The organism is Chloroflexus sp. (genome assembly GCF_034432675.1).
Lineage (GTDB): Bacteria > Chloroflexota > Chloroflexia > Chloroflexales > Chloroflexaceae > Chloroflexus.
Genome location: NZ_DAOUBI010000182.1, coordinates 1 through 12,644, shown reverse-complemented (window position 1 = coordinate 12,644; position 12,644 = coordinate 1). Strand labels below are relative to the sequence as shown.

Genomic DNA, 12,644 nt, shown 5'->3' with positions numbered 1-12,644 from the left:
AGTTGCTCACCTCCTTCTCGTGATTGTTAACCCAACACCACCCGCACGGAATGCGTTTGCCCATCATTGAATGCCGGGATGACCGTTCCGGCGAGTGGTTGACCATCAACTTCGAGTGAAATGACCCCACGATTGACGTGGTTGGGATTGAGTACCTCGATCTCGTAGATTGCACCGCGAAACGTTCGCCGCACGGTAAAGCGTCCCCAGGTGGCCGGGATGAGCGGATCGATCAGTAACCCCTCGGTCTGAGGCCGGATGCCCAAAATCCAGTGTGTGGCAACGCGGTGGAGCCACTGCGCTGAACCGGTATACCACGTCCATCCACCACGACCAAAGTATGGAGATTGCGGCCCATCAATATTGCCTGGCGTCACGTAAGGTTCGGCTTTGTAGCGTTCAATGTCGGCACTGCGATTGGGTGGACAAATGCGACGGTACGCTTCGTAGGCATGGTCGGCATCACCAAGCAGGGCATACGCCCATACCGACCAGGTAGCGGCGTGGGTATAGACCCCGCCGTTTTCACGTAATCCCGGCGCATAACGGGTTACATAACCGATGTCGGAACGGGGGCGCGTAAAGGCAGGATAATTGAGCAGGGTTCCGTAGTCGCACAGCAGGTAACGACTCACTGCCTGCATTGCCTGCCATGCCCGTTGCTGATCAGTGATGCCACTGATAACTGCCCAGATATTGGGCATCAAGAAGATGCGCCCCTCTTCATTTTGCTGTGAGCCTAGTGGTAGGCCGGCATCGGTGGTGGCTTGCAAAAACCACTCTCCATCCCAGCCATAGCGATTCATCGCCCACCGTATGGTGGTGCGCACGGCAGTGCAGCGTTCGGCAAATGCTTCATCTGACCGTTGCTGCGCCAGTGGAATCCAGCGTTCAAGAATGGTGTAGAGAAATTCGGTCACCCAGAAACTTTCACCGCGTAACTGAGTGCCAACTGCGTTGAGACCATCGTTCCAGTCGTGATCACCCATCAGCGGAATCCCTCGTGGCGAGAAACGACTGAACGCACGTTCAATAGCTCGTTTGCAGTGCAGGTAGAGCGGCTCCGCCGGGCCGTTCAAATACGGTACCATTTCGTCGAGAATAGCGACATCACCGGTCTCTTGCAGGTAGCTGTCAACCACAAAAGGTAGCCAGAGGAGATCGTCTGAACAGTTGGTGCGTGGTCCACCACCGCGAATCGAGAACCACCAGTGCAACACATCGCCTTCGACAAATTGCTGGGCAGCGTGCAGGAGAATTTGTCGTTTGGCTAATGCCGGATCGCAGACCAGAAATATCTGGCAGTCTTGTAGTTGATCACGGAACCCGTAGCCGGCTGAAACCTGGTAAAAGGCCGATTTTCCCCACAATCGCCCAGAGATCGCCTGGTACTTCAGCCAGTAATTGGTCATCAGATTGAGGGCCGGATCAGGTGTCTCAACGTGCTCGGCATCAACCAGTCGCGACCAAAAAGCATGCACGGCCTGTAACGTCTGATCACTGGCTGTGACCGACGTATAGTGTTGAATGAGCGCGAGAGGGTCTTCACTTCCCTGCAGTGCAGCCCCCAGCGTAAAGACCACTGTGCGACGTTCGCCCGGTGCCAGCGTGATTTCAACCTGAAGAGCGGCAATCGCATCGCCGAAGCGGCCACTACGCCCGGCCAGCGTTGGTTGCTGCATTGCCTGGGGGTGTTCAAGACTGGAATACAAACCAATAAACGACTCTTTATCGCCATCGAAGCTCTTCAGCGGTTCACTGGCGGCCATAAATGCTACATAGGGCCAGTCAATGTTATTATGGTGCCCCAGTTCATCGGCAAACCCCCACAGATATTTGCGCACCAGCACCGCATGAAACTCCGGCTCAGGCGTCGTCTCAATAAATAATTTGTGAAACTCACGGTGTTCATCAGGGGCAAAACCCAGCAGCCATTCGACGTATGAGGTAATGTCAAGACGCCGCTGACGATCACTCTGATTGGTGAGGGTAAGCTGAAAGATTTCGACCGGATCATCTGGGGCGACAAAGACGGTCAGGATGCTGTGAATGCCTTGTACGATCTGTTCAAACGATGAATAGCCCAGGCCGTGCCTGACCTGATAGTGATCGTACTGATGACAGGTTGGTTTGTACGTGGCTGCCCAATACTGCCCGCTGTCGAGATCGCGCAGGTACAGATATTTTCCCCAGTTGTCCTGAATCAGGTCTTGAAATGAACGGGTAATCCGGTTTTGACCGGCATTGTTGCGCCAGCTATAACCCGATCCGGTTTGCGACACCATCATCGCGTAGTCGCCATTGCTGATCACGTTCCCCCAGGGGCGGGGGGTGAAGGGCGTCGTGATCACGTATTCCCGTCCATCGGCTCGAAAGTAGCCATAGGTGCTGGCAAACAGGTGTTCCATGATGTTTCACCACTGCATGAATGTACAGCAAAGGAGCGAACAAAGCGCATCCGATATGCGCACACGAAAACATGAAACGTTTCATTACGACGAATAAAAAAAAAGCGGTTGTTTGAGCGTGCTATTTTTCTTATTGAGGCCATTGTAGCACGTCTTTTTGACTTGTCAATATCCTTTGTGTAACGTTTCATACGCAACAGTTGCTTCCTTTCGTACATAACGGTTGGAACTTGCTGCTATGGATTGTATAACCTGCAACTCAACTGGCGGGGCTATTGGTCAGATCGAGACGCGTATTTATCTCATCTGGTACAATTGAATAAGTTGCCTTTCTCGAAAGCGTTTATGAATTGACCGAGGTGATATATGCGACTCACTGAAGACAAAGTGCGCCGGATTGCCGAGCGCCTGCACGATGAACTGGCCGCGCGAGGGTTACTGGCGTATTGCGATCAGCCCGGTCAGCGTCCGAGTGATGGGCGGGCGTTGCGGGTGAAGGCGATTTATGACGCCATTGTTGCCGATCTGAAGATCGAAGAGGAGATCGACGCTGAGGTTGAGCGTATTCTGTCCACCTATAGCCGCGAGATTAAGGGTACCGAACGCGATATTCTGTTCCGTAAGCACAAAGAAGAGGTGGCCCGTAAGCGCGGTTATATTTTGTGAGCGTGGGCACTTCCCCTATCTGATCCAGTACAGCAGCACGTAGTGCGGCCCGGTGTGCGGAACGACAAATTCGTCGCCGTGGGTGACGAAGCCGTAGCGGCGATAAAACGGCAGTGCGCTGCTCCGTCCATGACACCAGACCAGATCACTGCGCTGTTGTTTTACATAATGAATGCCAGCGTCGAGCAGCGCGGTGCCGATGCCTTTTTGCTGAACCGCCGGCAGCACACCCATACCGCGCAGTCGCCACGCCGCCTGTGCCGGTACGTCTGGGCAGGCTTCCGGGGCGAACGAGGCAATGCCGGTCAGGGTTTCGGTAATGAATGCTCCCAGGTGGAGCGCAAGCGGATGATCGTCGCCGGGGTAGACCAGTTCGGCAATGGTCTGGTGTGGACGCAGAATCTGCTGACGCAGCGGGCGAGTTTCAGCAGCGCTAATCGGACGAATGTGGTAGTTCATGGCTTCTGTTTGGGTTACTCCGGCGGGCATCGAGGTAGTCTTGTAAGATGATCGATGCGGCTACCTGATCGATCTGGGCTTTGATTTTGGCCGGTTTGAGGCCAAGGTTGCGTAACATCTGTTCGGCAGCGACACTGGTTAGCCGCTCATCAAACATCTCAACCGGGCACGAAAGTGCGCTGCTCAAAGTATCGGCAAAGCGTTGCACCACCTCAGCTTGTGGGCCGCGCTCGCCACGCATCGTCAGTGGCAGGCCAACAACCACCCGGCTAACCCCATGTTCCTGTACCAGTTGCCCAATCTGGGCGATGGCGCGTTCTGGAGGGTGGGCATTGATGGTCGTTAAGGGTGCGGCAATGCGGGCATCGGCATCGCTGATCGCCACGCCGATTCGCCGCTTGCCGACATCGAGCGCGAGAATAATCTGGTCATTCATGAAGAATCCGCAACTGCCAGCTCCAGCCTGGGAAGCGATCTACATTGTCGGGTAACTCAAATCCGGTCAGGCGTCCGGCGACAACCAGTTCTTGCAGCGCGGCCTCGGCTTCGGTGCGCGTCCGACCCAGTACGGCATTCTGAATGGCCGCCCGTATTGCTGGATCAAGCTCGTTACCACAGGCTGGATCAGGCCCAATGCTGCCATCAATACGCAGGGTGGTGCCGTCCCAACGCCAGTTCTGGACAAACGCCGCACGGCAATCGCCTGGACGCAACTGACCATTCTGAATGAGCTGGCTGTTGAAGGCATCGGCTAACTGACGCTGGAAAGCTGCCGAGTCCCCGCTGATCGCCAGTCCGCTGTAGCGCGACTGCACGGTGAGCGTGAAGAAAGGATTATCACGCGACAGTGATGTGCCAATCGGTGGATCGACGATCAGCTCAAAACCCGCTAACTGTTCGAGTTCTGTCCGGCTGGGAGAGACGGTTGTTGGTTCGAGACGCAGGTTACGCGCCAGCGCCAGGCCATCGAGTTGTCGCCGTGCTTCCTGATCGAGATCGGTGAGCGCCTGAGCGAGATAACGCCGCACATCACTCTCTTTGATCACCCGCACCTCTTCATCAGTTCCACCGCCAATCGCATCGTGTGATACCGTCAACAGGCCACTGACCAGATTAATCGTCGGACCACCAGCGATCCGTAGCTCGCGGATGGTATTGGCAGGAATGTTTGAGGCACTCCCCGGCGAGCGAGCCTCGATTTGTACGGCTGCCTCACCAAACGTTGTGATAATCTGATTACCACTGCGTGTTGTTACAGCGCCGGGCACGGTAACATCGGCCTTGCTGATAAACGGGATCGGTTGATTGTCAGGCCCAAACGCGACGAACTCACTTCCTGCCGGGATGGTGATCGGTTGGGTGTTTTGATTGAACAGGGTGATGGTTCCGGATGCACTGCTTACCGGGGTTAGCACACCCTCGGTCACCTCCCCGCGCGTGCTAATGGCGACGGTTGTCTCCAGTGGTTCAGCACTGACTGCGTTGGCCGATGCAGTACTCACCAGGGTTATCGGAATGGCCAGGCCGACAACCGGCGTTGTTTCGCGCACGGGCAAGCGTACAACGATGGTCACACTCTGGGTAGCCACTATAAAGATGCCTGTCAACACCGCGAGCACGATCAACCCGATGAGGAGTGCTCCGACAAGCCATAGCTGTGAGCGAGTAGTGGCTCGCGGTACAGGAGTGGCTGCACGCTGTGCCGGAGGCGCAACCGGCTCCGGGTGCGCCTCACGGCGTGGCGCAGCCGTTGTGCGTTGGGCGCGATCAGCTTCGCTACGCCGCCCAATCTGGCCGGCGCGGGCAACTTCTGCCTCTGAAAGCTGAATGTCTTCCGGTCGCACACGGGTTGGTTGTGCGGAAGCCTCACGCGCAGAAGGGATTGGTGGCGGAGGTGTACCGGTACGCTCCTGCTCGAACGCTGCTGCCAGATCGTCGAGAGCGTCGAAAAACTCAAGGTCATCATCCCCCATAGCCGGTGGTGTTGCCGGCGTTGAAGGGCTGGAAGGGATGGGGATTGGACGGGTTTCTGGGGCGGCGATAGGGCGTGTATCGGCTGCAACTGGCCGCTTCTGATCAGACGGCGGTGCAAACAAATCGAGAGTGTTACCGTTCGCCGCCAGTTCATCGAGGGCTGCCAGAAATTCTAAATCTTCCGCAGGCAGGTCTTCACCGGGAGCGGATGGGGTAGACGGCACCGGGGCCTGGACGTGAGCACCGGTGACTTCGATGGTTGCCAGTCGACTCTGGCGGGCTGCCTTGAGGATGCCTGGGTCGGAACTGATGATGGTCAGATTTACCCCTGCCGCTGTGGCCAGATCGCGCAGTGCGTCAGTACCGGCGACTCGTTGCAAGGCAACGGTGCCCTCTGGAGCCAGGATTTGCACGTTGGCTGCGTGGGTGGTGCGCACCTTCGCCATCAACGACTCGGCAGTATCTTCTGGTAAGGCGAGAACCAGCGCCGTCTCATCCGTCATCATAGCCCCTCCCGGCTATCCACTTCTCCCGGTTGCGCCTTGTGTGGTACTTGCGAAGGGCAACTGTATGCAGTTGCCCGTTTACGTGCGTCAGTATCCAGTATCGTGTCTTACAACTACCCGGCCTGCCCGGCGAGCACCTCTACCGCTGCGCCGATAGCAGCGGCCAGCTTGTCGGGATGGCGACCTCCCGCCTGCGCGATCTCTGGTCGCCCTCCACCACCACCGCCGACCAGGGCAGCTAGTGGCTTGACCAGTTGAACCGCATTGAGACCACGCCGTACCAGATCGGGAGTCACGATGGTGAGCAGTTGCGGTTTGCCGTTGATCTGAGCACCCAACACAATCACGCCATTCCCTAATTTATCGCGCAGATACTCTCCCATTTCGCGTAGCCGATCAACAGAGTCGGCCTCAACTTCAGCGGCAAGGAGTGGCACCCCGGCAACATGCTGAACCCGGCCCAGTAAAAGATCGAGCTGCTCGCGAGCCAGTTTGCTGCGTAGCGCTTCCAGCTCTTGTTTCCGCTGGCGGTGTTCGGCCAGCAGGGCATCAATTCGTTCGAGCAGTTGGGCCGGTTGGGCATTGATCCGCGCCGCCAGTTCACGGAGGGTCTGGGCTTGCTGTTCAACCCATCCTTCCGCGCCGCGACCGGTCAACGCCTCGATACGGCGAATGCCGCTGCCGATGCTACCTTCGCTCACAATCCGCACAAAGCCAATCTCGCCGGTGTGATTAACGTGCGTACCTCCACACAGCTCCAGGCTGTCACGAGACGCAAATTCACCTTCGGCAAGCGTCTGACCGCGCTCGATAGTCACGAGGCGTACCGTATCACCGTACTTTTCACCGAAGAGAGCGATGGCGCCACGAGCCATCGCGTCCTGATAACCGGTTATCTCCCAGCGTACTGTGGTATCGGCACGTACCCACGCATTGAGCCGCTGCTCGACCTCGCGCAACGCTTCGGGATCAACCGCTTTGGTATGGGTAAAGTCGAAACGCAACCGATCAGGCGCCACCAGCGAACCGGCCTGCGCTGCATGCTCGCCGAGCACATCGCGCAATGCCCGTTGGAGCATGTGGGTGGCCGTGTGATTGCGTTGAATGTCGGCCCGTCGTACTATATCGACGGTCGCCTGTACCTGATCACCAACGCTGATTCGCCCGTTCACTACCCGTCCGTAGTGCACAATCAGTCCCGGTAATGGACGCCGGGTGTCCTCAATCTGAACCGATCCTTCTGGCCCTACCAGCAGACCGGTATCGCCAATTTGACCACCGCTTTCAGCGTAGAATGGGCTCGTGTCAAGGACGATCTGCACACTCCGACCGGTATCGGCACTGGTCAGCGCCTCGCCGTCGCCCAGCATGCCGATAACCGTTGCCCGGTCACTCAACCGCTCATAGCCGGTAAAGTGGGATGCAGGCAGATCGAGATCGGCCCACAGATCGGCTTCACCACCGCGCTTACTGGCCGCCGCTGCCCGTGAGCGTGCCCGTTGTTCGGCCATTGCCGCTTCGTAACCGGCTTCATCGACCGTCAACCCCTGCTCGGCGGCAATCTTCTGGGTTAGGTCGAGCGGAAAGCCATAGGTGTCTTTCAAAACAAAGGCATCATTACCGGGAATAACCTGCTCGCCCCGCGCTCGTACCTGCTCGATCACTCCTTGCAGGCGCGTCAGCCCACCACTCAGGGTGCGTAAAAACTGGCGTTCTTCCTGATCGGCCGCACTCAAAACCAGCTCGCGGCGTTTCACCAGTTCAGGATACGCATCACCCATCTGCTCGATAACCGACGTGATCACGTCGGCAAGGAACGGACGTTCAAAGCCAATCGTGCGTCCCTGATAAGCGGCCCGGCGCAAAATGCGGCGCAACACATACGAACGGCCCAGATTACCGGGTAGCACGCCATCAGCAATCAGAAAGGCGATGGCACGAGCGTGATCGGCAATCGCACGGTAGGCACTGCGGTGCGCATGGTAATGCTCCTCATCGCTGCCGCGTGTCTTGATGATTTGATTGATAATCGCGACGAAGAGATCGGTCTCGTATGTGCTATGCACACCCTGCATCACCATGGCCATGCGCTCTAGCCCCATGCCGGTATCGACCGAAGGGCGGGGGAGCGGCTGCATGGTAGCCCGATCGTACTGCATGAACACGTTATTCCAGATCTCGACGTAATTCGGATCATCGGAATTAACGCCCTCAGCCCGCATCTGGCTCAGATCATCGCCGATATACATCGTGATCTCAGAGCAGGGGCCGCAGGGGCCGGTATCACCCATCACCCAGAAATTATCTTTGCGACCGAAACGCAGCACACGCGATGGATCGGCGCCCTGGGCAATCCACAGCGCAGCCGCTTCATCGTCTGGCGGGACCTCATCATCACCGGCGAACACCGTGAACCACAAGCGTTCAACCGGCAACTTAAACTCTTCGGTCAGCAACTTCCAGGCTAAGGCAATTGCTTCGGCTTTGAAATAATCGCCAAACGAAAAATTGCCCAACATCTCAAAGAAGGTATGGTGACGTGGTGATGGTCCTACCTCTTCAAGGTCATTGTGTTTACCACTGACACGCAGACATTTTTGGGCGGTAACGGCCCGGCTATAGGGGCGTTGTTCACGACCCAGAAATACATCTTTAAACTGCACCATACCCGAATTGGCAAACAGCAATGTCGGATCGTCGGCAACGACCAGCGACGAGCTGGGCACGTGGGTATGGCCATGACGGATGAAGAAAGAAAGAAACGTTTCGCGAATCTGAGCAGCAGTAAGTTTTTGCATAAGAGTATGGCCTGTTCAACAGCCGATGAAATGACAGATCAGCCTCTTCCTGCGCTTATTGTAGACGATTGTAGTGTAGACCGTCAACCATTTTGCGCTCTCACCTGAAGCAGTTTATCATAAAAATGCACAACACTGCTGCCAGGTGTCGCTACCTAAATAGCCAGTAGCAGTCGTATCAAGCGCGTTCCTCACAGGCCAGGTACCGCCTGATCGGATCGTTCGTTGGAGATGATTTATGCCCCTATCGATTACTGAGATCAGCGCGGAAACCTACCCGGCGGCACTGGCATTTTTACGCCGTTCACCCTATCGCAATGCGATCAGTTTGGGACAGATGACGCAGTTGCGCACATCTTCGTATACGCTCGTCGCATTGAGCAACGAGACGGTCGTGGGTGTTGCGTCAATACGTCGTGATCTGCCGTTACCCCGATTGTCATTTGTGGTGGATTTTCCCGGTGTTTTACCGCCCTTGCTTGCCGGCCTGGTTGAAGCTCACCCGCACCTGCAGGGCCAACCGGTTGGTGTGCTGCTGCCGCTGGCGCGTATGTCGTTGTTGAACGGAATGGTGCAGGTTGAAGAGAGTCGCTTGCTCTACCAGATGGTTGCCGAACCGGAGACGCTGCGCCTGAGTGAACAACCCGCTGCGCAGCGTTTGTCTGCCGATATGCGAGCCGATCTTGTTGCATTACACAACGCCACCGCAGGCTGGCAATCCTGGCATCCTGTCGGTGGCCCGGCCTTTGGTGTGGTTGCTACGACTGGTCAACTTCAGGCAATTGCGGCTACCTGTTTTGCTACACACGATGTGATCGAGATTGGATGGGCGATGCAGCCGGCGGCTGTGCCGGCATTGCAGGGCTGCATCGGAGCGCTGACCCAGCTCTGTTTTAGATTGGCGTCACGGGTGTACCTGTTCGTCGAGGCGGGCGATGACGAAATCGTTACCGGCTGTCGGCTTCTGGGTTTCTGGCCCGCTGAGCGGTTTATGTGGAGTGTGGCCCGTTTGAATCTGACATGATTGTTATTGACATAGCAGGCATATCTGTGCTACACTCACAATAGAATAACGCATCGCGTCATACTCAAACGCTCAATTATTTCCATTAACAAAGAAGTTACCCTAGGCTCAACGATGAACAGGAGTCCCGTATGGCATTCGTCACCCTTCCCGCCAGTCTCACCCGCATGTTTCAACATGTTCACGTTCCGCTCTTCGATACGATTCGTGCGCTTCGCAGCGTAACGCCACAAGAGATTGGTCTACTGTGGAAGAGCATCACGTCCAAGCGACGCCCCACACGCGTGCCGCCAATCAACAGCGATTTCTACGATATTCTGGCCGACCTCTCACCCGAGGAGCGTGCAATTCAACAAAAGATCCGCACCTACATGGAAGAGCGAGTGCGTCCGCTGGCGAACGCCTATTGGGAGCGCGGTGAGTTTCCACACGAGATCGTGCCGGGCTTTGCCCATCTGATTGCCGAGACCTTCGGGACGCGCCCGTACAAAATCGATGCCCTTGGCCCGGTGTTGACCGGTATAGCCTGCATGGAGCTGGCCAGAGTTGATCCTTCTATCTACACCTTTTTCGGTGTCCATTGGGGTCTCTGCATGGGATCAATCGATCTTTTCGGTTCCCCGGAACAGAAGCAACGCTGGCTGCCACCGATGCAACGCTTTGAGTTGATCGGATCGTGGGCGCTCACCGAACCCGACGTTGGTTCAGCAACTGCTGCCGGCCTGACCACAACAGCGCACTTCGAGCGTGGTGTATGGGTGCTTGATGGCGCAAAGAAGTGGAGCGGCAATGCCCCAATCGCCGACATCAATATCATCTGGGCGCGCGATGTCTCTAATAACCAGGTCCAGGGCTTTATTGTCGAACGTGGCACGCCTGGCTACGAGGTTGAACGGTTGGAAGGCAAAATCGCCTTGCGTACCGTGCAAAATGCCAATATTCGCCTGAATGGCTGTCGAGTGCCTGAAGCTAACCGCTTACCCAATGTGGGTGGCTTTCGAGGCATTGCCCGCCAACTGGGAATCACGCGGGCTGCCGTCGCCTGGGCAATGACCGGTGTGGCAATGGGGGCTTACGAACGGGCGCTGGCCTATGCGCAGCAGCGGATTCAGTTCGGGCGACCGATTGGGGGATTTCAACTGGTGCAGAACAGTCTGGTACAGATGCTCGCCAACGTCACCGCTATGCAGACGATGTGCCTGCGGATGAGTCAGATCGCTGCGCGTACCGGTAAAGTCAGTCAGGAACAGGCATCACTGGCGAAGGTCTTTTGCGGCGAAAAGATGCGGGAAACCGTGGCGCTTGCCCGGGCGGTGCTTGGCGGTAATGGCATTCTCCTCGAACACGAGGTAGCGCGTTACTTCGCCGACGCCGAAGCGCTCTATTCGTATGAAGGCACGCACGAGATGAATACCCTGATCGTTGGCCGTGCGATCACCGGTATCTCGGCGTTTGTGTAGAAGTGATCGCTACCGGATAGCGATTACCCAACAGGATAGCATCTCTCCCCCAATCAGAAGGATAGTGTCGTATGGTTGGCGTGCGGAAGCCATGCTTCCGCACGCGCTGTGCTAGGTGATCCCACGCGAAGGGCAACGCGAGTGCACGGTCTGCATCACCTGAAAGTGTATGATCCCCGGTGCACACGACACCGACATTCTCCTTCCATGCCGATAGTAGGCATCTTCATCATCTGGCGTGCGGATAGGTGCTGCTTCCGCACGCGCTGTGCCGGGTGATGCCATCGACGCAGGGATACATCCCCCTGCGTTGGTCTGCTGTCAGTGGGGGATGGACTTGGGCAACCAGGTCAGAATAGCGTAGCACTGGTGGGGAATCTATGCATTACCCACATGTCACGCTGCGTTATGCCAGGCTGCATGCGTTTCCCGTGGCACTGGCTTCCAGTCCGCGTGCCGGCATCATCGCCACCGCCGGCAGGCTTCCAGCCTGTCCCACGGTCGGATACACCGTCTACCGCCGCTACCACTGCGACCATCCGCTACCCATGCGTGACGTGAGACCCTCGCGACAGCGATGCAACGCGATAGTGTCCAGGATCGCGCACAATGAGATAGGCACTGCTCACGAGCGAAGAAGGTGACAACCTGGGTATGGGTGATGCATAGCGCTGCGTGGGGGCGGGGAGCGTAGCGGCTGCGATCACATCTGAACAACCATCCATTGCACGCCATGGCACGCGATGCAAGACATTCCCATCCATCGCATCCCGTGGATGGTCAGGTGAACGGTACAGGTACCGTCCGTAGGGGTGGGTTCTCAACCCGCTCCTACGGAACCCGCCTCTACACACCACCGGCACGAGCACGCTGTGGGGCAGGCTGCTGGCCTGTGTTCAGCCATCCCCATCATAGGGGCACGTACCGGCGCGGGAGGCCGCTGCAATCCGCGCCAGATCGCGAGCACGACTGGTGCGGCAGTATGGCTGCCGCACTCCAAACCGTGCGACACACGTATGACGAACGGGTAGAGCAATTCATCCAGTACGTGCTGGCACGGCTGGAGCGGCGCACTGTCACCGGGCCAGTCGCCCAAAACGGCATCCATGGCGATCATACGCGCTGATACACCCATGATTGACACCAGTTGTGGGTAATGCATAGGCGGGGAATGGGGAGCGCATGCGTTGCCCCGTCAGGTCGTATATCAGCGGGAGATGTTACTCACCGCAGGGTGGCATACCAACAAAAAACCCCCTGTCACATCGTGACAGGGGGTAGCACCTGGACAGGCAAGCGTGATCCATCAGCAGCATCGTAGCAAGAACAATCGTGATAGTGGGATAACT

At 57.0% G+C, this 12,644-nt stretch carries 9 protein-coding genes; 4 read left to right on the top strand and 5 right to left on the bottom strand.

Going from position 1 to position 12,644, the window contains the following annotated elements; all coding sequences use genetic code 11:
* Positions 1-26: 26 nt before the first annotated feature.
* The gene (locus VAE55_RS13680; protein WP_322816329.1) at positions 27-2,408 is read right to left on the bottom strand and encodes a GH36-type glycosyl hydrolase domain-containing protein; all 2,382 of its coding nucleotides are present in this window, start codon (positions 2,406-2,408) and stop codon (positions 27-29) included.
* Positions 2,409-2,774: 366 nt separating this feature from the next.
* On the opposite strand from VAE55_RS13680, the gene VAE55_RS13675 reads away from it, so the two are divergent.
* Entirely contained in the window at positions 2,775-3,074 is a 300-nt protein-coding gene (locus VAE55_RS13675) for a DUF507 family protein (RefSeq protein WP_322816328.1), read from the top strand.
* Positions 3,075-3,089: 15 nt separating this feature from the next.
* Here the strand turns inward: VAE55_RS13675 and VAE55_RS13670 are convergent, their stop codons facing one another.
* The 4 genes from VAE55_RS13670 to alaS all read right to left on the bottom strand — a co-directional run bounded on the left by VAE55_RS13670 (position 3,090) and on the right by alaS (position 8,811).
* A complete protein-coding gene (locus VAE55_RS13670; RefSeq protein ID WP_322816327.1) occupies positions 3,090-3,533 on the bottom strand; it encodes a GNAT family N-acetyltransferase in 444 nt (147 codons plus the stop codon).
* Positions 3,508-3,969 (bottom strand): Holliday junction resolvase RuvX, encoded by a 462-nt coding sequence (gene ruvX, locus VAE55_RS13665; RefSeq protein ID WP_322816326.1) that lies wholly within the window; start codon positions 3,967-3,969, stop codon positions 3,508-3,510. Before ruvX ends, VAE55_RS13670 begins: the two co-directional genes overlap by 26 nt.
* Complete coding sequence (locus VAE55_RS13660; RefSeq protein ID WP_322816325.1) at positions 3,962-6,013, bottom strand: baseplate J/gp47 family protein; 2,052 nt, start codon at positions 6,011-6,013, stop codon at positions 3,962-3,964. The genes ruvX and VAE55_RS13660 overlap by 8 nt, the downstream gene beginning before the upstream one ends.
* A gap of 113 nt (positions 6,014-6,126) precedes the next feature.
* A complete protein-coding gene (alaS, locus tag VAE55_RS13655) occupies positions 6,127-8,811 on the bottom strand; it encodes an alanine--tRNA ligase (protein ID WP_322816324.1) in 2,685 nt (894 codons plus the stop codon).
* A 238-nt stretch (positions 8,812-9,049) separates the two neighbouring features.
* Here alaS and VAE55_RS13650 point away from each other — a divergent pair, with 238 nt between their 5' ends.
* The 3 genes from VAE55_RS13650 to VAE55_RS13640 all read left to right on the top strand — a co-directional run bounded on the left by VAE55_RS13650 (position 9,050) and on the right by VAE55_RS13640 (position 12,421).
* Entirely contained in the window at positions 9,050-9,835 is a 786-nt protein-coding gene (locus VAE55_RS13650) for a hypothetical protein (protein WP_322816323.1), read from the top strand.
* A 131-nt stretch (positions 9,836-9,966) separates the two neighbouring features.
* On the top strand, positions 9,967-11,295 hold the full coding sequence (locus VAE55_RS13645) for an acyl-CoA dehydrogenase family protein (protein ID WP_322816322.1): 1,329 nt from the start codon (positions 9,967-9,969) through the stop codon (positions 11,293-11,295).
* A gap of 982 nt (positions 11,296-12,277) precedes the next feature.
* The gene (locus tag VAE55_RS13640; protein ID WP_322816321.1) at positions 12,278-12,421 is read left to right on the top strand and encodes a hypothetical protein; all 144 of its coding nucleotides are present in this window, start codon (positions 12,278-12,280) and stop codon (positions 12,419-12,421) included.
* The last annotated feature ends 223 nt before the right edge of the window (positions 12,422-12,644 follow it).

What these genes read in the sequence shown, in the direction of transcription:
- VAE55_RS13680 (WP_322816329.1), bottom strand. Translation starts at nt 2,408, where the DNA reads ATGGAACACCTGTTTGCCAGCACCTATGGCTACTTTCGAGCCGATGGA.
- VAE55_RS13675 (WP_322816328.1), top strand. Translation starts at nt 2,775, where the DNA reads ATGCGACTCACTGAAGACAAAGTGCGCCGGATTGCCGAGCGCCTGCAC.
- VAE55_RS13670 (WP_322816327.1), bottom strand. Translation starts at nt 3,533, where the DNA reads ATGAACTACCACATTCGTCCGATTAGCGCTGCTGAAACTCGCCCGCTG.
- ruvX (WP_322816326.1), bottom strand. Translation starts at nt 3,969, where the DNA reads ATGAATGACCAGATTATTCTCGCGCTCGATGTCGGCAAGCGGCGAATC.
- VAE55_RS13660 (WP_322816325.1), bottom strand. Translation starts at nt 6,013, where the DNA reads ATGATGACGGATGAGACGGCGCTGGTTCTCGCCTTACCAGAAGATACT.
- alaS (WP_322816324.1), bottom strand. Translation starts at nt 8,811, where the DNA reads ATGCAAAAACTTACTGCTGCTCAGATTCGCGAAACGTTTCTTTCTTTC.
- VAE55_RS13650 (WP_322816323.1), top strand. Translation starts at nt 9,050, where the DNA reads ATGCCCCTATCGATTACTGAGATCAGCGCGGAAACCTACCCGGCGGCA.
- VAE55_RS13645 (WP_322816322.1), top strand. Translation starts at nt 9,967, where the DNA reads ATGGCATTCGTCACCCTTCCCGCCAGTCTCACCCGCATGTTTCAACAT.
- VAE55_RS13640 (WP_322816321.1), top strand. Translation starts at nt 12,278, where the DNA reads ATGGCTGCCGCACTCCAAACCGTGCGACACACGTATGACGAACGGGTA.